The sequence below is a fragment of the Pseudomonas sp. ANT_H4 genome (genome assembly GCF_008369295.1).
In the GTDB taxonomy this organism is placed as follows: Bacteria; Pseudomonadota; Gammaproteobacteria; order Pseudomonadales; family Pseudomonadaceae; genus Aquipseudomonas.
In genome coordinates this window covers 115,919-134,339 of record NZ_VOBG01000012.1, presented here as the reverse complement: position 1 = coordinate 134,339, position 18,421 = coordinate 115,919, and the positions used below count along the sequence as shown (strand labels likewise).

At 58.3% G+C, this 18,421-nt stretch carries 19 protein-coding genes and 1 pseudogene; 12 read left to right on the top strand and 8 right to left on the bottom strand.

The genetic code is table 11. The annotated features are described in order from the left end of the window. Window positions 1-167: 167 nt before the first annotated feature. The 3 genes from FQ182_RS17230 to FQ182_RS17220 all read right to left on the bottom strand — a co-directional run bounded on the left by FQ182_RS17230 (window position 168) and on the right by FQ182_RS17220 (window position 2,120). Window positions 168-464 (bottom strand): hypothetical protein, encoded by a 297-nt coding sequence (locus FQ182_RS17230; RefSeq protein WP_256666198.1) that lies wholly within the window; start codon window positions 462-464, stop codon window positions 168-170. Between the two features lie 496 nt (window positions 465-960). After that, a complete protein-coding gene (locus tag FQ182_RS17225) occupies window positions 961-1,683 on the bottom strand; it encodes a DUF4225 domain-containing protein (RefSeq protein WP_256666200.1) in 723 nt (240 codons plus the stop codon). Continuing rightward, window positions 1,680-2,120 (bottom strand): Hcp family type VI secretion system effector, encoded by a 441-nt coding sequence (locus tag FQ182_RS17220; RefSeq protein ID WP_256666208.1) that lies wholly within the window; start codon window positions 2,118-2,120, stop codon window positions 1,680-1,682. The genes FQ182_RS17225 and FQ182_RS17220 overlap by 4 nt, the downstream gene beginning before the upstream one ends. Window positions 2,121-2,450: 330 nt before the next feature. Here FQ182_RS17220 and FQ182_RS17210 point away from each other — a divergent pair. The 3 genes and pseudogenes from FQ182_RS17210 to FQ182_RS17200 form a co-directional block, all read left to right on the top strand. Next, window positions 2,451-2,981: pseudogene (locus FQ182_RS17210) on the top strand (ABC transporter permease subunit); the annotation flags it as partial. Between the two features lie 3 nt (window positions 2,982-2,984). Beyond that, window positions 2,985-3,830, top strand: a complete 846-nt coding sequence (locus FQ182_RS17205) for an ABC transporter ATP-binding protein (protein ID WP_256666202.1) — start codon at window positions 2,985-2,987, stop codon at window positions 3,828-3,830. A gap of 12 nt (window positions 3,831-3,842) precedes the next feature. Next, window positions 3,843-4,340, top strand: a complete 498-nt coding sequence (locus tag FQ182_RS17200; RefSeq protein ID WP_149413080.1) for an Lrp/AsnC family transcriptional regulator — start codon at window positions 3,843-3,845, stop codon at window positions 4,338-4,340. A gap of 126 nt (window positions 4,341-4,466) precedes the next feature. On the opposite strand, the gene FQ182_RS17195 is transcribed toward FQ182_RS17200, so the two are convergent. The 3 genes from FQ182_RS17195 to FQ182_RS17185 form a co-directional block, all read right to left on the bottom strand. Further along, entirely contained in the window at window positions 4,467-5,300 is an 834-nt protein-coding gene (locus FQ182_RS17195) for a TIGR03915 family putative DNA repair protein (RefSeq protein ID WP_149413081.1), read from the bottom strand. Next, entirely contained in the window at window positions 5,297-6,517 is a 1,221-nt protein-coding gene (locus FQ182_RS17190; protein ID WP_149413082.1) for a putative DNA modification/repair radical SAM protein, read from the bottom strand. The genes FQ182_RS17195 and FQ182_RS17190 overlap by 4 nt, the downstream gene beginning before the upstream one ends. Before the next feature lie 131 nt (window positions 6,518-6,648). Further along, window positions 6,649-6,993: an FKBP-type peptidyl-prolyl cis-trans isomerase gene (locus FQ182_RS17185; protein WP_149413083.1), complete on the bottom strand. Its 345-nt coding sequence runs from the start codon at window positions 6,991-6,993 to the stop codon at window positions 6,649-6,651. A gap of 243 nt (window positions 6,994-7,236) precedes the next feature. Between FQ182_RS17185 and FQ182_RS17180 the strand changes: the two genes are divergently transcribed. The 3 genes from FQ182_RS17180 to FQ182_RS17170 all read left to right on the top strand — a co-directional run bounded on the left by FQ182_RS17180 (window position 7,237) and on the right by FQ182_RS17170 (window position 9,390). After that, a complete protein-coding gene (locus FQ182_RS17180; protein ID WP_149413084.1) occupies window positions 7,237-8,733 on the top strand; it encodes a PAS domain S-box protein in 1,497 nt (498 codons plus the stop codon). Between the two features lie 122 nt (window positions 8,734-8,855). Next, on the top strand, window positions 8,856-9,107 hold the full coding sequence (locus FQ182_RS17175) for a CsbD family protein (RefSeq protein WP_149413085.1): 252 nt from the start codon (window positions 8,856-8,858) through the stop codon (window positions 9,105-9,107). 10 nt (window positions 9,108-9,117) lie between these two features. Then, window positions 9,118-9,390, top strand: a complete 273-nt coding sequence (locus tag FQ182_RS17170; protein ID WP_149413086.1) for a DUF1652 domain-containing protein — start codon at window positions 9,118-9,120, stop codon at window positions 9,388-9,390. On the opposite strand, the gene FQ182_RS17165 is transcribed toward FQ182_RS17170, so the two are convergent. Further along, window positions 9,353-10,546, bottom strand: a complete 1,194-nt coding sequence (locus FQ182_RS17165) for an MFS transporter (protein ID WP_149413087.1) — start codon at window positions 10,544-10,546, stop codon at window positions 9,353-9,355. The two genes, FQ182_RS17170 and FQ182_RS17165, sit on opposite strands and share 38 nt — an antisense overlap. 48 nt (window positions 10,547-10,594) lie before the next feature. On the opposite strand from FQ182_RS17165, the gene FQ182_RS17160 reads away from it, so the two are divergent. From FQ182_RS17160 to FQ182_RS17145, 4 genes are read left to right on the top strand one after another with little or no spacing between them, the layout of a single operon-like run. After that, the gene (locus tag FQ182_RS17160; RefSeq protein ID WP_149413088.1) at window positions 10,595-10,780 is read left to right on the top strand and encodes a hypothetical protein; all 186 of its coding nucleotides are present in this window, start codon (window positions 10,595-10,597) and stop codon (window positions 10,778-10,780) included. A gap of 58 nt (window positions 10,781-10,838) precedes the next feature. Next, window positions 10,839-11,396 carry a helix-turn-helix domain-containing protein gene (locus tag FQ182_RS17155; protein ID WP_149413089.1) on the top strand — a complete coding sequence of 186 codons (558 nt, stop codon included), beginning with the start codon at window positions 10,839-10,841 and terminating at the stop codon, window positions 11,394-11,396. Between the two features lie 33 nt (window positions 11,397-11,429). Further along, window positions 11,430-12,776: a glutamine synthetase family protein gene (locus FQ182_RS17150; RefSeq protein WP_149413090.1), complete on the top strand. Its 1,347-nt coding sequence runs from the start codon at window positions 11,430-11,432 to the stop codon at window positions 12,774-12,776. 50 nt (window positions 12,777-12,826) lie between these two features. Beyond that, window positions 12,827-13,924 (top strand): DNA alkylation repair protein, encoded by a 1,098-nt coding sequence (locus FQ182_RS17145; protein ID WP_149413091.1) that lies wholly within the window; start codon window positions 12,827-12,829, stop codon window positions 13,922-13,924. A gap of 2 nt (window positions 13,925-13,926) precedes the next feature. Here the strand turns inward: FQ182_RS17145 and FQ182_RS17140 are convergent, their stop codons facing one another. Then, window positions 13,927-14,814, bottom strand: a complete 888-nt coding sequence (locus FQ182_RS17140) for a LysR family transcriptional regulator (RefSeq protein WP_149413092.1) — start codon at window positions 14,812-14,814, stop codon at window positions 13,927-13,929. Window positions 14,815-14,954: 140 nt separating this feature from the next. Here FQ182_RS17140 and FQ182_RS17135 point away from each other — a divergent pair, with 140 nt between their 5' ends. After that, the gene (locus FQ182_RS17135) at window positions 14,955-16,601 is read left to right on the top strand and encodes a GMC family oxidoreductase (protein WP_149413093.1); all 1,647 of its coding nucleotides are present in this window, start codon (window positions 14,955-14,957) and stop codon (window positions 16,599-16,601) included. Between the two features lie 93 nt (window positions 16,602-16,694). Further along, entirely contained in the window at window positions 16,695-18,317 is a 1,623-nt protein-coding gene (locus FQ182_RS17130; protein ID WP_149413094.1) for an MFS transporter, read from the top strand. The last annotated feature ends 104 nt before the right edge of the window (window positions 18,318-18,421 follow it).

The following is an 18,421-nucleotide window of genomic DNA, read 5'->3' as shown; positions in this document are numbered from 1 at the left end:
CACTCGCGCTTTAACAGCCTATTACGCGCGTCATCGCTGGGATAAACGACACAAAAGACGCACCACCTTGAAGCATTCTTTGTGGCGAGCCCGCTCACCACACAAACCCACTTGCCATAAAAAAGCTGGGGTTTGGGGCGCAATGGAACCAAAAACCAACGTAAGCCCTACCACCTCCGCTCAGAGCCCTCTTCCCAGTCATCCGCCTCGATAATGCAATTGCGCATCTCAGCCTCTTGTCTGATCTCGGTCAGCAGATCATGTACCGTCTTATCCAGTGCCTCCTCGTTACGATAGAGAATGCTCAACGAGTAGTTACCCGACGCCAGCGGCTTCATGCCATAGGGTTCCAGACAGTAACGCTCGATGTTCTCCTTTGCCCGCTTTTTGCCACGCACGAACTTGCTGTTGTTCTCGACGGCCAGGCGCAATATGACCGTCGCGATCCGTTCGGCATCGTCCATTGCCGGCGGGACTGTGATGCCGAGATGCTGGGACGGTACTCCTTCGCAGTACCGGAAGAGGTTGCCCGAGGTGAGTTGCGGCCACAGCGTAATCCGGACGACGATATTTAGGTGCGCACGGAGGGGCAGTCATGCCCTTTATTGATCAGGGTGGGGCATCCTAGGCGGGACTGATTAGATGTGAGTTTACTTTCGTGAAAACCAGCGCCTCGGCTCATATTGGGTGGGAACACAGCATGTGTGGAGGAAAATACTTACAAATGCGATCCATCCAACTGCATCATTACCTTGAAGGATAGGTTTTAGTGCAGGGAAAATAATATCATACCCGTACCTTACGGTACTCATATGAAATGATCCAAAAAAAATAGTTAGAGATAAGCATATAAAAAACCATCCCCACTTGAATTTCGCACCAGAAAAAAATCTCGACAAAAAATATAAAGAAGACAACACTATCAAAGACAGCACTAGATATGCAATTGAAACTATAATATTATTTGCCATTGCCTTTGTACTCCAGGTACATTGATCTACCTGTCACGCTATCGCTAACCCCTTCAAATATAAGTGCACTACTCCCCATTGTCTTATATGACCTTATATAATCAGTATTTATATATCTAAATAGGCGCCAAGCATCTGGCTTTAATACCATTCTCCCGACGCCATATGCAGAAAGTCCTAAGTCAACAGTACCATAAGCCATATCCCCTTCAAGTGCGCCGCCGCCGAGTAGTTTAGCGCCCTCCTGATAAACCTTCCTGACGGGGCCTTGGGTGTCAGAACGATTTTCTAAGAGGTTACGTCCGTTCTCATAGAGATTATTAGCACCATGGGCCATCATGGGGGCACCTGCGAATAGGCACAGCGTACCGGCTGAGCCGTAGCAGATTCCGGCCCCTATTGCGATTTGAAATGCCCCGGCGATTGCTCCCACGCCTTTTTGAGCAATCTCAAATGACTGGCTCAGCAGGCTGCTCTGTTCGTTTTTGAGGTCCTGTAGGCCCTGCTCAGGGCTTTTTTTGCCCTGCGAGACATCATTAACAATGCTTTTGGCATAATAAGCGACTTCGCGGTTGAATTGTAAACGCAGCGTGCCGTCTTTGATGTGTCTAACACCTAATGTGCTAGCTTGGCTTCCAAGTTTTCCAGCCGCGGCACTAACCATCCAGTAGTCACAGCTACCAGGCATGCAACTTTCGTTTGATGGTTTCATTCGTTATTTCCCCACGTGCTGTATCCGCTGGTGCCAGCAGCGTGGTGGGTCCACGTGATTTCTCGGTAACGGATGGCTACATGTTCTTGCGGTTCGGCGTCGTTCTGCAAAATAGCGTGGGGCATTTCAAGTGTCAGGTTAGCAATAATTCCGCCACTGATCGAGATAGAATAGAATTTTTCCTGCAGGCCAAAAGAAGAAACTCGATAAAAACTGATTGTACAGTTTATTTCTTCTCTAGATGAGAGTGCTTGAGCGAGGAGCGGAGAAGCCTTATCAACGTTTTTGGTGATCAGGATTGGACTATGTGTTGGCTTATTAATATTTCCGATATTGACCATGTTGTGGGTGTAAGACAGAACCATAATTTCGTCGGTATACCCGGTCTGACACTTGTTGCCAATAGAGTCTTGGGTTGAACAACCTGCCGAAATCAGTCCTTAAGCCTTGCCGGTGATCGTCATGTAACCATGGTTAGCCATACGTACCACTCCTTTTAGTCAGCCGAATATCCTATTACAAGGGGCTCAGACGCGATGTAGGACATTTCCGAAATCCTGTACGAAATATGTCGCGCTTTGGTCCAGCGGCTCGGTAAAGGACCGGGCCAGGTAAGTCTGCGGGCTGGTCGCGAAACCAGGAGCCCGAAATCAGTCAGGAAGCCGAGATGCGCAATTGTTTTATCGAGGCGGATGCCTGGGAAGAGGGCTCTGAGCGGAGGTGGTAGGGCTTACGTTGGTTTTTGGTTCCATTGCGCCCCAAACCCCTACACCTACCTGTTTCGCGGCACGCCACTCTATATTCAGTTGCTGATTTGCTACACCGGCCTCTATGGCCTGGAAGTGGTGCAGGACAACGCCCTGCTCAACCAGTTTTTCCGCAATGCGCTGAACTGCACGCTGCTGGCCTTCGTACTCAACACCTGCGCCTACACCGTGGAAATTTTCGCTGGGGCCATTCGCAACATTCCCCACGGCGAAATCGAAGCGGCACGGGCCTACGGCTTGCACGGCTGGCGGTTGAACCTGTTTGTGGTGATCCCGGCGGCCTTGCGCCGCTCATTACCGGCCTACAGCAACGAAATGATCCTGATGCTCCACGCCACGTCACTGGCGTTTACCGCCACCATCGGCGACATCCTAAAGGTGGCCCGCGATGCCAATGCCGCGACCTTCCTGACGTTCCAGTCATTCGGTATCGCTGCCCTGCTGTACATGCTGCTGTCCTTTGCACTGGTGGGCCTGTTTCGACTGGCCGAACAGCGCTGGATGCGTTTTCTTGTTCCTACCCGAGGCTAACCCATGAATCAGTCCGCGCAGGCCCTGGCCGCTTATCCCGCTGATGTACGCCCCGCTGCAAAACCTACCGTCGTAGCGGAAAATGCCAACGTCAAACTCAAGGTCGAAGGCCTGCATAAAAGTTATGGCGAACATGAGGTGCTCAAGGGCGTCTCCCTCAATGCACGCAACGGCGATGTGATCAGCCTGATCGGCGCCAGTGGCTCCGGCAAAAGCACCATGCTGCGCTGCATAAACTTTCTTGAGCAGCCGGACGCCGGGGTAATCACCCTCGACGGCATCAGCATCGAAATGCGTCAGGGCCGTTCCGGCGTGCGTGCGCCACACCAGGCGCAATTGCAGAACCTGCGCACCCGGCTGGCCATGGTGTTCCAGCACTTCAACCTGTGGAGCCACATGACCGTGCTGGAAAACATCACCATGGCCCCGCGCCGGGTGTTGGGCATGAGCGCAGCAGAGGCTGATAAACGCGCGCGCATGTACCTCGACAAGGTGGGCTTGCCGGGGCGGGTGGCTGATCAATACCCGGCGTTTCTCTCCGGCGGCCAACAGCAGCGAGTGGCCATCGCTCGTGCCCTGGCCATGGAACCGGAGATCATCCTGTTCGACGAACCCACTTCAGCGCTAGACCCGGAGCTTGTAGGAGAAGTACTTAAAGTCATACAGACGTTGGCTGAGGAAGGTCGTACCATGCTTATGGTCACCCACGAAATGGGCTTTGCTCGGCAGGTGTCCAGCCAGGTGCTGTTTCTGCATCAGGGCCGGGTCGAGGAACAAGGCGGAGCCGAAATCCTCGATCACCCCAACAGCGAACGCTTGCAGCAATTTCTTTCCAACCGCTTGAAGTGAACACCAAACCCCATGGATACCAAGGCAAAAGGCCCTCATTCTTCCCCAGTGCTGGATCGCATCGACGAAGCCATCATCGATGTGCTGCGGCATCAGGGGCGCATTACCTACGAGAAGCTGTCTTCCTTGGTGCACCTTACGCCCAGGCCTTGCCTGGAGCGGGTGCGCAAGCTGGAGCGACGCGGGGTGATCCGTGGTTATGGCGCCATCATCGATGTGCAAATGGTCTCGCCGGGGCTCTCCTTGCTGGTGCTGGTCGCCCTCTCCAACCAGAGCGGTCGTTCGGCACAGAAAGCCTTCGAGGCCTGCGTCAAAGTTTGCCCGCAGGTGTTCGAGTGCCAATTGATCAGCGGCCCGTTCGACTACAGCCTGCGCATGCGCTGCCGGGACATGGAGCATTATCGGGTGCTGACGGAAATCTGGTTGAACAACGGCGAGCTGCACATCGATAAGTTGGTGGCGCATCCAGAGTTGGCGGTGGTGAAGAATACTGCGACCGAATTAACCTGAAACCCGGTTTCTTAAACACTGGAGAACCCATGTGGGAGCTGGCTTGTCGGATCGCTGCGATAGCATCAACTCGGCTCTGCTGCTGGACCGGGTCGTCTGCATCGCGGGCAAGCCCGGCTCCCACACTTAACCGTGCCCGCTTGAAATCCGCTTGCCCGGCAGCGCCGCAATCAACTTCGCCTGCCCATCCCGCTGCTTACCCGTGCGAGCCTCACTGATCAACCCCGGTATCAACTTGCCCTCCGGCAGGTTCTTCCAGAATCGACTAGGCAAGTGCCCCTCCATGACCTTGGGATTCAACCGTGCCGGGTTGAAGATATGGCTGTAGTAAGTCAGCCACATGGCGCTATGGGGGTCTTCGACGTTTTGCGCCATCTGCCGCCATTGCGGCGGGCAACTGCGCTGATGAATCAGTTTCTGGCCGTCGTAATACACCCCATCCAAAGGCGTGGCGATCAACCAGCGATGCCGGCCCATTCGCCCAACAAAGTGCTGGCTCGCGCTGTGCAAAATGTCGTGGGCCGGTTCATGCCACGCCACGTACTCGGGCAACTCAGGCCCCGCCGCCGTGGGCAGCGCGATGAACCGCACAAAGGCATGCAGGTGATGAGCCTCGCGCTGCACCTGCTTCAACCGCCGATGCAACTCGCTGCCCAGCTTGTCCCCCGCCAGCATCGCCGTGCGATCACCATGACTGACGCGCCACAGCACTTCATACAACAGGCTCCAGCGCTGTTCACCGTGATAACAGGCGGCGCTCTCCAGCAGTTCCAGCAGCGCCTTGGGAATCCGTGCCTGGAATGGTCCCGCGTGTGCCGGATACGCCTCGTCGGTAGCAAACAAGTCAGCCACTTCTGCCTCGCCCCAGCTCACATGGCTCGGATCAATCTGATGGCTGAGTAGCCAGCGCGCCTGCTCGCGCCACGTGCTGAAGAGGTTGTCGCATTCCAGGCTGATCATCCCCATAACCCCAGTTGTTGTGGTTGCGGGCGGTCCCGCAGTTGCTCACGCAGCAGCACGCTGGTGCTTTCCGCCTGCTGTGGGTGGTAGTCGCTGGTGATGAAAAATGGTTTGGCCTTGCTCAGCACGCAACGCATCCGCGCCAGGTCTTCATAGCGGATCTTGCGTTGCCGACGCAGGTCCACCAAACGCTGGGTGGTGCGCAGGCCAATCCCGGGAATTCGCGCGATCAGCGTCGGCTCGGCGCGGTTCAAATCCAGGGGAAAAACATCGCGGTGTTCCAGGGCCCAGGCCAGCTTGGGGTCGATATCCAGGGCCAGGTGCCCCGGGCCCTGAAACAGCTCGCTGGCGCTGAAACCATAACTGCGCAAGAGGAAATCCGCTTGGTACAAACGGTGCTCGCGCATCAACGGCGGCGCGGCCAGGGGCACGCTTTTCGGGCTATTGGGGATGGGACTGAAGGCCGAGTAGTAAACCCTGCGCAATTTGAAATTGCCGTACAACGACTCGGCGCTGTGGAGGATGGTACTGTCGTCGGTGTCATCGGCGCCGACAATCATCTGCGTACTTTGCCCGGCCGGGGCGAAACGCGGCGAGCGGGGTTCGTTGAGGACCGTTTGCTCGCCGGTAAAGATGGTCTGCATTGCCTGTTTGATCGAAACAATCTGCTTTTCCGGCGCAAGTACCTGCAGGCTCTTGTCCGTGGGTAACTCGATATTCACGCTCAGCCGATCGGCATAGCGGCCAGCCTCGGCAATCAACGCTGGGTCGGCTTCGGGAATAGTCTTGAGGTGGATATAACCGCGAAAGTCATGCTCTTCGCGCAGTAGCTTGGCCACCCGCACCAGTTGCTCCATGGTGTAGTCCGCCGAACGGATGATCCCGGAACTGAGAAACAGCCCGCTGACGCAGTTGCGCCGGTAGAAATCCAGGGTCAGGGTCACCACTTCTTCCGGGCTGAACCGCGCGCGGGGCACGTCACTGGAGCGGCGGTTGACGCAGTATTGGCAATCGTAGAGGCAGAAGTTGGTGAGCAATACCTTCAGCAACGACACGCAGCGCCCGTCCGGCGTATAGCTGTGGCAAATCCCCATGCCATCGGTCGAACCCAGTCCCGCCTTGCCCTCGGAGCTGCGCTTGGGCGCACCGCTGCTGGCGCAAGACGCGTCGTACTTGGCGGCGTCGGCAAGGATGCTGAGCTTTTCGATCAACTGCATGGGGGTTACCAGTACTGGTTTTTTATACAGTATCAGCAGCACCGCTGCAGGTTCAAGAAAATGGTGGTGAACGGTCGAACAATTTTTAAGGCGCGTGCGTTCGATCCCGCGACACCAACCCCACCTATTCCTCAATCATCCCTTGTCAGCACTTCCAGCAATTGGATCTCGAAACGCAAATGACTGTTGGGCTTGATATGCGCGCCCATGCTTCGCTCGCCATAGGCCAGGTGCGCCGGCACGAGCAACGTACGAACACCGCCGACCTGCATGCCCATCAACCCCAGGTCCCAGCCCTTGATTACCCGGCCAGTACCGATCACACACTGGAACGGCTTGCCGCGCTCCCAGGATGAATCGAACACCGTGCCATCTTCCAGGGTGCCGGTGTATTGCGTGGTGATCAGGGCGCCCTTGACCACGGTTTTGCCGTCGCCCAAGCGCACGTCGGTGATTTGTAGATCTTCGCTGTTCATGGGGGATCTCGTTAGGTTTGCACAGACCGGGGTTTTCCCAGAATCAGCTGGTTTTGGCAAGCGCAGGAAAAATCCAATTCGAGACATTTTTGATCGTTCCCATGCTCTGCATAGGAACGATCATCCGACTCGATCAGGCCAGCGGCACCCGTCGTGTAGCAATCGCCATGCGCCCAGGACTTTCTCTGCACTATCCTGAGGCCCAGATGTCGTACTTCTCATGCGACCTTCCCCGGAGAAACCATGAGCCAGGCCGTCCTCGCCAAAGAAACCAATCGCCGCCAATTGCAGCAGATCATCTCCGGGTTGTCCGACGGGGTGATTCTCGCCGAGGTCGACCAGACCATCCTCTGGGCCAACGACGCCGCGCTGACCATGCACGGCGTGGGTAGCATCGCCGAGCTGGGCGCCAATACCAGGGAATATGCCGCGCGTTTCGCCTTGCGCTACCGCAATAACCACCCGCTATTGCTGGAGAACTACCCGCTGAGCCGGGTGGCGGACGGTGAGGAGTTCAGCGACGTGGTGGTGGAAGTCACCCCAACCGGTAACGACGAAAAAACCTGGGTCCATCGCCTGCGCAGCCTGGTGCTCACTGACGTCGCTGGCGAGCCAGAGCTGCTGGTACTGATCCTCAGCGATGCTACCGAATGGGCCAGTGCTGAACAGCGTTTCGAAAAGACTTTCAACGCCAACCCGGCGCCGGCGGTGATCTGCCGCCTGAGCGACCTGCGCTACATCAAGGTCAACCAGGGTTTCCTGGAGATGACCGGCTACAACCGCGACCAGGTGATCGGCCGCTCGGTGTACGAACTCGATGTGCTGGAGCAGGCTGAACGCAAGGAGTTGGCGATCCAGCGCCTGGGCGAAGGTGCAACCATCCCGCAGATGCAAGCCGAGCTGAAGCTGCCCGAAGGCGGCAGCAAGCTGGTGATCGTCGCCGGCCAACCCCTGGACATGAACGAGGAAGACTGCATGCTGTTTTCCTTCACTGACCTGGAGCCCCGGCGCAAGGCCGAAAGCGCCCTGCGCCAGAGTGAAGAACGCTTCGCCAAATCCTTTCGCCTGACACCGGTGCCGACGCTGGTGTGCTGCGCCGCCAACCAGCAGGTGGTGGACATCAACGAAGCCTTCATGACCATCACCGGCTACACCAGTGAAGAGTTGATCGGCAAATCCATCGAAAACATCGACTTTATCGACAGCCCCCAGGCCTGCACACAGCTGTTCGCTGCACTGGAAAAAGTCGGCAACCTCGACGGCCTGGACCTCAAGGTGCGCAAGAAAAGCAACGAGGTGATCGATTGCGTGCTGTCAGCCGACACCGTCAGCATCCAGGACGTGCCCTGCTACCTGCTGGTGCTGATGAACATCACCGAACGCAAACGCTCGGAACTGGAACTGGTGGCCGCCATCGAGGAAGTGATGCAGGACGCCTCCTGGTTCAGCCAGACCCTGATCGAAAAACTGGCCAACGCCAAGAGCGTCAACAGCCCCGATTTGCCGAGCGTCTCCTTCACCGACCTCACCGCCCGGGAGCGCGACGTGCTGGGGTTGATCTGTGAAGGCCTGGCCGACAAGGAAATCGCCTTGCGCCTGGAGTTGGCGCCCAATACCGTGCGCAACCATGTGGCCACGGTGTATTCCAAGCTCGGCGTGCACAGCCGCAGCGCCGCCATTGTCTGGGCGCGTGAGCGCGGGCTATTTGCCGGCGAACGGCGGTTAAAAAGTAAGAGATAAGGTGCAAATGCACTAGTGCGATCAGTGCAAATTCGCCTTATTCAGCAGTGGTCTACTCCTTAACCTTGAAGGGTAAGCACAGGCTTCAGAGCCTGTGCCATAAGCCCTTGAAGGAGAACACCATGAAAAGCGAACACGTCAAAGGCTCCGTCGAAAAAGTCGCAGGCAAGGCACAAGATTTCTTCGGTGAGTTGACCGGTGACGAACAGCTTCAAGCCGAAGGTGTTGCCCGCCAGGCCGCCGGCCAATTGCAGCAAACCTACGGCGATGCATTGGATAGCGTCGGTGATTTCGCCAAAAACAAACCGCTTGCCACCGTGGCGATTGTTGCCGGTGTGGGCCTGGTCCTGGGCCTGTTGTTACGTCGTCGCTGAGGGCGCCCGCATGTTTACCCTCTCGCAACTGCGCAACTGCATCGAAGCAGGCTTGCTGCCTCTAAACTGCGAATTCACCCTGTGCCGCGATGCGTCATTGACCTTGAAAGTCTTTGATGCAGAAAGCGGCCGGGTAGACCTGGTGGTCACAGGGATCAGCATCAACAAGCTGAAAAACCCGCAAGACGTAGAAAACATGATCGAAGAACTGCGCTACGAGCTGCAAAGCAATACCGTAGGGCAGGTCAATCTGGCCGATCCGAGCGTATCGACGCACCAATAAAGTAGAACAAGCCCCCACCGACAATAAACGCCGCCAGCATGTAGAACATGTAGTGGGCCGGCAGGCTGGCCAGCACCAGCCCGCACAATACCGGCCCCAGCGCAGCGCCAAGGTTGGAAAGGTTTTGCGCACCGTAGTACATGCCCCTCAGATGGTCCGGGGCGATCCGGTCGATAAACATGTACTCGGCGGGGAACACGATGATTTCCCCCACGGTGAAAATCGCCATGGCCAGGACCCACCACCACACAGTGGTCGCCAGCGCAAAACCGATCACCCCTAGCATGAACATCCCCAGGCCCAGGATCAGCCAGCGGCTCAGGTGGCGATGGGAAATACGCCGGCCAATAAAATACTGCAGGCTGATCACCATCAGTGCGTTGGTGGTTACCACCGAACTGATGATGGTGTAGGTGTATTGCGCAGTGGCGGTGGTCACCAGGTACAGGGACAAGTAGGCCGTGAACTGACCGAACACCACGGCGCTGAGCAAGCCGCCGACGGTAAAGCAGACCAGCCGGTGGTCGCGCAATAACAAACCACCCACCGCCAGGAACGACACCGGTTTTTGCGTGGTGTCGGCGGTGGTGAGGTGCCTGTCGCCCCAACGCCAGTAGAGCAGGAAAAACCCCGCCCCAAGGACCGCCGACAGCACAAACGGCAGGCTGATATCGAGCTTGGCCACCACAGCCCCGAGCGCCGGGCCTACCGCATAGCCGATATTGGTCAGGGTGTACTTGATGGAAAATACTTCGCTGCGCGCCGCTTCAGGCAGCAGGCTGGCAAAGCCGGACTTCACTGCGATATCAATCACCGCATAAGCCAGATTGATCAGGATCAGACAGCTGTAAAACAACCACAGGTCTCGCGCCAGCACGGTGCCGACAAAGCCCAGCACAAATACCAGACTCAGGCCAAGCAACAGCCAATAGCTGTTGACCCGGTCCACCAGGAAGCCACCGTACACACTCAACAGGGAACCGACGATCAGCGAACTGCCAATCACCAGGCCGACCTGGCTGATGTCCAGGGCAAAACGGCTGGACAGGTAGATCACCAGATAGGGAAAGGTAATCGCCCTCGCCAGCGTGAGAATCAGCGTGGCTAACAGCAGTAGATTAACCGTGCGGGGGTAGTTTTTTATGGTGGCCAGCATCCTGCTCTCATGTCCTTAAGTCGATCGCCCAGGGAGCCATTGCAGCCAGTGGGCGCAGGTACCTTAACGCAAGTTGAGCGGCAAAAAATGCTGACTTATGCATTTATGCAAAATTTAAATGGGGTCGACAGCGAAGCAGATTCGGTATGGGAGCTGTCGAGCTTCAGCGAGGCTGCGATAGCGGTGGGCCAGGCAACATTTCTATTTGATGTGCTGACGTCATTGCGCACATGAAATTAATCCTGTAATTTTTCATGAAATTTATTAAAGATAATTTCACGGCGCCTCCCCCATGGACAAACAAGAAGAACTCGACGCCCTGGCGATCCTGATCCACGACCTGCGCAAGTACAAGAAGCTCACCCTGGCCCAACTGGCGCAAAAGATCGACCGCTCCGTCGGCTTCCTGTCCCAGGTCGAGCGCGGTTTGTCCCGTCCGACGGTGGCCGACTTGACCGCCATCAGCCACGCGCTGGACGTGCCCACTACCTACTTCTACAGCCTGTCCAAACCCAAGGCGGTGAACTGGGTGACCCGCCCTAATGAGCGGCGCACGGTGTATTACGCCAATGGGATCACCGACATCCTCGTCTCGCCGAGCATGCAGGGTGCTTTTTCGATCCTCGACAGCCTGCTGGAACCCGGCGCCAACAGTGGTGAACAAACCATGAGCGACCGCGCCGAACAGGCCGGTTACGTGCTGGAGGGCGAGTTGACGCTGTGGGTCGAGGGCGAGGCCGAGTCGGTCACGCTGGGCCCCGGCGACAGTTTTCACCTGGCCAGTTTTGCCTATTGCCGCTACGGCAACCTGACCGACCTGCCAGCCCGCGTGCTGTGGGTCTATAACTGAGCGCCGATCACGGCACACAAAGGAGCGTCACCCGTGCAAAGCAAGTCTTCCACGCTGCTGGCCGAAGTCCGGACTTTTCGCCAGAACCATCCTGACGTGCGTTACGTCGACCTGATTTCCCTGGATATTCCAGGGCATTTTTATGGCAAGCGCTACCCGGTAGAAATGCTGGAAAAAGTCGCCGCCGGCAGTTCCTTGAAGCTGCCGCAAAATGCCGTGCTGCTGGGGGCTCAGGGCGGCCTGTTCAAAATCGGCGACTATTGCTTCCACGACGGCGACCCGGACGCCAATCGGCGCCTGGTGCCCGGCACCCTCAAGCCGGTGAGCTGGGAAGCGCAACCCTTGGGGCAGATGCTGATCACCTCCGATGGCACCGAAGCGCCCATCGAGTTCGAACCCCGCGAGGTGTTGGCCAAGGTCCTGGAACGCTTGCAACACAAGGGCATTCACCCGGTAGTGGCCTTCGAGCTGGAGTTCTACTTGCTCGATAAAAAACTCGCTGACGGCCTGCCGCAATTTGCCCGCGACCCGTTGAGCGATGACCCTGACGACCAACCCAACCTGCACATCGAACGCCTGTCGCGCTTTGCCCCGGTGCTCGATGACATGGTGCAAACCGCCCAGGCCCAGGGCATCGACATTACGGTGATCACCGCCGAATTGGGCCCCGGCCAGTTCGAGATCAATTTCGGTCACCTCGACGACGGCCTGCGCGCTGCCGACTGGGCCGCCCTGTTCTGCCGCAGCACCCGTGGCGTGGCACTCAAGCATGGTTATCGCGCCAGCTTTATGGCCAAGCCATACCTGCACCATCCGGGCAGCGGCATGCATGTGCATGTCAGCCTCTACGATGCCGCGGGCAACAACCTGTTGGCGGCGCACCAGCAGCAACCGTTGCGCCATGCCGTGGCCGGCTGCCTGGAACTGCTGCCTCATTGCATGCCGATTTTCTCCCCCAACCACAACGCCTTCCGCCGCCTGGGCGGTACGGTCAACGCGGCCACGAAAGCCTGTTGGGGTTATGAAGATCGCGACGCCTGCGTACGCATTCCCGAGTCCGACCCACGCAACCTGCGCATCGAGCATCGCCTGGCCAGTGCCGACGCCAATCCGTATCTGGTGCTGGCAGCGATCCTGGTGGGGCTTGAGCACGGCCTGCAAGCGGCTCGCGAACCCATCGCACCTCTGAATGAGGACCGTAACAGCGGCGCGGATTTCCCTCTGGAGATGCTCGAAGCGGTGCGCGCCATGCAGCACCAACCGGCCCTGCGCGAAGGGCTGGGTGCGGAATTTGTCGACGTCTATTGCGAAAATAAACGCCAGGATCACCTGGCCTTCCAGCAGGAGATCAATGCGCGGGAATATCGCTGGTATCTCTAGGTGCTGATGGTTAGCCTTCCGGGCATCCCCAAGTACCTGCGGACTTGCCCATGACTGACCAAAGCGCTCCTGCCCTCAAGGAAATCTTCAACGTCGAACGCCTGCAACACATCGCCACGCAGATGACGGCGGTGTACCCGGCGTTCGACGCCAAGGGTTTTCTCAAGCATGCCAAACAGGGCTTGGCCGAGTTGTCGGTGATGCAGCGCATGGCCCGGGTCAGCGAAAGCCTGCATGCAGTGATCCCGCAGGATTACCCGCAATCGCTCAAGCTGCTGTACGCCCTGGCGCCACGGCTGAACAGCGGTTTTGTCAGCCTGTTCCTGGCGCACTACGTGGCGAGTTATGGCGCCCACGACTTCAAGCGCTCCATGGCGGCGCTCAAATACTTCACCACCTTTGGCTCCGCCGAGTTTGCCGTGCGGCACTTTTTGCTCAAGGATTTCGACCGCACCCTGGCGGTGATGCACGACTGGTCGCAGGATGACAACGAACACGTACGACGGCTCGCCAGTGAAGGATCACGACCCAGGCTGCCGTGGTCGTTCCGCCTGGCCCAGGTCCAAGCGAACCCAAGCCTTTGCGCCTTGATCCTCGACAACCTCAAGGCCGACAGCAGCCTGTACGTGCGCAAGTCCGTGGCCAATCACCTCAACGACATCACCAAGGACCACCCGGACTGGGTGCTGACCTTGATCGAAGGCTGGTCCCTAGACAGTCCCCACACCGCCTGGATCGCCCGGCATGCCTTGCGCAGCTTGATCAAGCAGGGAAACACGCGTGCATTGACGATCATGGGCGCCGGGGCCAAGGCTGAAGTGAAAATCCATCACCTGAAAGTCGAGCCCGCGGTGATCTGTCTGGGGGAGCGGATCAACCTGTCCTTCAGCCTTGAGTCCATCGCCGACAGCCCGCAAAAGCTGGTGGTCGACTACGCCATCGACTATGTGAAAAGCGCCGGCCACAGTGCGTCCAAGGTGTTCAAGCTGAAGTCATTTACCCTTGGCCCCGGTGAACACCACACCCTGCGCCGCGCCCAACATATTCGTGAACTGACCACGCGCAAGCACTACCCCGGCAAGCATGCGGTGCATGTACTGGTGAATGGTGAACGGCTGGGCAGCGCCGAGTTTGAGCTGCGGGGCTGAGACTACTCCCCCAACAACACTCCCTGCTCGCGCGCGCACAACTCCACCACGTAATCCCACAACACCCGCAACCTCACCGACTTGTGCAGTTCGCGCCTGGAGCTGATCCAGTAACTGCGCTGGATGCTCTCCTCCGGCAGCAGCGGCACCAGCTCTGGATCACCTGCCGCCATGAAACACGGCAACACCGCGATACCCAGCCCCGAGCGCGCCGCCTGGTGCTGAGCGATGACGCTGGTGCTATGGAATACCACTCTAGGGTTGCGGCAGAAGCTGCTGAGGAATTTCAGTTCCTGGCTAAACAGCAGGTCATCGACATAATCGATCCAGGCATGCACGGCCAGATCTTCACGTTTTTCAATAGGCGGGGTGCGCTCCAGGTAGCTGCGGCTGGCGTAGAGGGCCAGGCGGTAGTCGGTGAGTTTGCGGGTCACCAGTTGGTCGACGCTGGGCTGCTCCAGGTGGATGCTGATTTCCGCCTCGCGGTTGAGGATGCTGACAAAACGCGGCACCGCTACCAGCTCCACTTCCAGCCCCGGATAACGTTCGAACAGCCCGCCCATGCGACCGGCGAGGAACATCACCCCCAGGCCTTCCGCCACGCCGAGGCGTATTTTGCCTAAGGGCGCGGCGCAATGGGTCAGCTCATCTTCGGCCAACAGCGCGACGTTTTCCATGGCTTCGGCATGCTTGAGCAGCGCTTCGCCGGACGGCGTCAGTTCATAACCCTGGGCGTGCTGGACGAACAGCGCGGTGCCGAGGCTTTTTTCGATAGCCTCGATGTGTCGGGCCACGGTGGCGTGGGTGGTTTTCAGTCTTTGCGCCGCCGTGAGCAGGCGACCGCTGCGCTGTAATTCAAGAAAGAACCGCAGATCATTCCAGTCGAACATGTCGCCTCCCCTCTCACCCTTACTCGCCCTTAAAAGCAGCGCTGTCTAAAAACGCACAGCAGTTGAGTAAAAACTAACATTTTTAAGACGAAAACTAACAACTAGGATGGCGCCAATAAGAAAAACAAGCGAGACCCCAGATGCTCATTGCAGCTGCTGAATACGATTACGTAGTGGTAGGCGCCGGCCCCGCAGGCTGTCTGCTGGCCAATCGACTGTCCGCCAACCCCGCCCATCGCGTGTTGCTGCTTGAAGCCGGCGGTCGCGACAATTATCCCTGGATTCACATCCCCGTCGGCTACCTGTTCTGCATCGGCAACCCGCGCACCGACTGGTGCTTCAAGACCGAGGCCCAACAAGGCCTGCAAGGCCGCGCCTTGAGCTACCCACGGGGCAAGGTGCTGGGCGGCTGCTCTTCGATCAACGGCATGATCTACATGCGTGGCCAGGCCCAGGACTACGATGGCTGGGCCGCTGAAGGCAATCCCGGCTGGGCCTGGAACGATGTGTTGCCACTGTTCAAACAGAGCGAAAACCATTTTGCCGGCAGCTCCGAATTTCACGGTAATGGCGGTGAATGGCGCATCGAACAGCAGCGCCTGCACTGGCCAATCCTCGATGCCTTTCGTGAGGCGGCCAAGCAAAGTGGCATCGCCAGCATCGACGACTTTAACCAGGGCGACAACGAAGGCTGCGGCTACTTTCAGGTCAACCAGAAAGCCGGTGTGCGCTGGAATGCGGCCAAGGCCTTTCTCAAGCCGATTCGGCAACGGCCCAATCTGACGGTGTTGACTGAGGTTGAAGTCGACCGCGTCTTGCTGGAAAACGGCCGGGCCAGCGCGGTTGTCGGGCGCCAGTACGGGCAACAAGTCACCTGGCGGGCACGCAAGGAAATTGTCCTGTGCGCCGGCGCCGTCGGTTCACCCGGCATCCTGCAACGCTCCGGCATTGGCCCGGCCAGCGTACTCAAGCCCTTGGGTATCGAGGTGCTGCATGAGTTGCCCGGTGTCGGCGGCAACCTGCAGGACCATCTGCAACTGCGGCTGATCTACAAGCTGGAAAACGCCCGTACCCTGAACCAGATCGCCGCCACCCTGTGGGGCAAGATGGGCATGGGCCTGCGTTACCTCTATGACCGCAGCGGCCCGCTGTCCATGGCTCCCAGCCAGCTTGGCGCGTTTGCCCGGTCGGGGCCGGAACAGACCTCGGCAAACCTCGAATACCACGTGCAACCGCTGTCCCTGGAACGCTTTGGCGAACCGTTGCATGCCTTCCCGGCCTTTACCGCATCAGTCTGCGACTTGCGCCCACAAAGCCGCGGACGTATCGATATCCGCTCGGCCGACCCCAAGGATGCGCCGCTGATCCAGCCTAATTACCTGAGCCACCCGGAAGACTTGCGGGTCGCCGCCGACGCCATTCGCCTGACCCGGCGCATCGTCAGCGCCCAGGCCCTGAGCCAATTCAAGCCGGTGGAGTACCTTCCCGGCGACGCATTGCAAAGCGACGAACAACTGCAGGAAGCTGCCGCGCGGATCGGCACCACCATCTTCCACCCGGTGGGCACCTGCCGCATGGGCAGCGATAAAGATGCGGTGGTCGACGCGCAACTGCGGGTTCATGGTGTTCCCGGCCTGCGTATCGCTGATGCCTCGATCATGCCGCACATCACCTCAGGCAATACCTGCTCACCGACGCTGATGATCGCGGAAAAAGCCGCGCATCTGATCCTGTCCCCCGGCACAAGGAGCCTCGCCCCAGAGAAAGAACTGGTTACGGCAATCTGAGCACCCCCGTCTCCTACAGGGGAGGTGGTGCGGCGACGCCGACACGGCGTCGACAGTGGAACAACAATAAATAATCACTGTGAGGGATACCCAATGTCAGAGCATGCTCAACCCCTGGACTCCGCGATCGGCGCGAGAACCAGCAACGAAACCAAAAAAGTCATCTTCGCCTCGTCCCTGGGGACCGTGTTCGAGTGGTATGACTTTTTCCTCTATGGCGCCCTGGCGGCGGTGATCAGCAAGCAGTTCTTTGCCGGAGTCAACGACACTACGGCGTTTATCTTTGCTCTGATGGCCTTTGCCGCCGGCTTTGTCGTGCGGCCGTTCGGCGCGCTGGTATTTGGCCGCCTCGGCGACATGATCGGGCGCAAGTACACATTCCTTGTCACCATCATCCTGATGGGTGTGGCGACCTTTTGTGTCGGCCTGCTGCCAACCTATTCGAGCATCGGCATCGCCGCACCGATAATCCTGGTGGTGCTGCGCATGCTCCAGGGCCTGGCCCTGGGCGGTGAATATGGCGGCGCCGCGACCTACGTCGCCGAGCACGCTCCGGCCGACAAGCGCGGGTTTCACACCAGCTGGATTCAATCCACCGCTACCCTGGGCCTGTTGTTGTCGCTACTGGTGGTGCTGGCGTGCCGTTATTTCACCGGCGACCAATTCGAAGTCTGGGGCTGGCGCCTGCCGTTCCTGCTGTCGATCGTGCTGCTGGGCATTTCCACCTGGATTCGCATGAGCCTGCACGAATCGCCAGCGTTCCTGAAAATGAAAGAGGAAGGCAAGGTCAGCAAGGCGCCGATCCGCGAGTCCTTCGGCAAGTGGGAAAACCTCAAGGTGGTGCTGATCGCCCTGTTCAGCATCAACGCTGGCCAAGCTGTGACCTTCTACGCCGCGCAATTCTACGTGCTGTTCTTCCTCACCCAGTTCCTGAAGATGGACCCGGCCCTGGCCAATATGCTGCTGATCATCAGCGTGGTGATCGGTGCGCCGCTCTTTATCTTCTTCGGCTGGCTATCGGACAAGGTCGGGCGCAAACCGGTACTGATGGTCGGCCTGCTGCTGGCTACCGCGCTGTACTTCCCGATTTTCAAGAGCCTGGCCCACTACACCAACCCGGCCATGGACCAGGCCAGCCAACAGGCACCGATCACCGTGCTGGCGGACCCGGCCACCTGCACCTTCCAGTTCGACCCGGTGGGCAAGGCACGTTTTGACAGCCCATGCGACAAGATCAAGACCTTCCTGGTCAAACAGGGCCTGCCTTACAACAGCGCCACCGCTCCTGCGGGCAGCGCGGCCCAGGTGAGTGTGGGCGAGGTGCGTATCGACGGCTTCGACGAAGCAGCCCTGCGTGGCGCCGTGACCCTGGCCGGTTACCCATCCTCGGCGGATGTGGCACAGGTCAACAAAACCATGGTGGTGCTGCTGATCGTCGCCCTGATCCTGATCGCCGCCATGTGCTACGGTCCGCTGGCAGCGCTGATGGTGGAACTGTTCCCGACGCGCATCCGCTACACCTCGATGTCCCTGCCGTATCACATCGGCAACGGCTGGTTCGGGGGCTTCCTGCCGACGGTGTCGTTTGCGCTGGTGGTGTACACCGGCGATATCTTCTATGGCCTGTGGTATCCGGTAGTGATTACTGGGGTGAGTTTGATCGTCGGGCTGATTTTCCTGAAAGAAACGAAGAATGTGGACATAGATAATAATTGAGCCTCAAGCGGTCAGCTTCAAGCGGCAAGTAAGAGCGAGTCGGCTTTTACTTGAAGCTTGAAGCTTTTAGCTGTACATCCATCCAGATAAAGGTTGCTCAAATC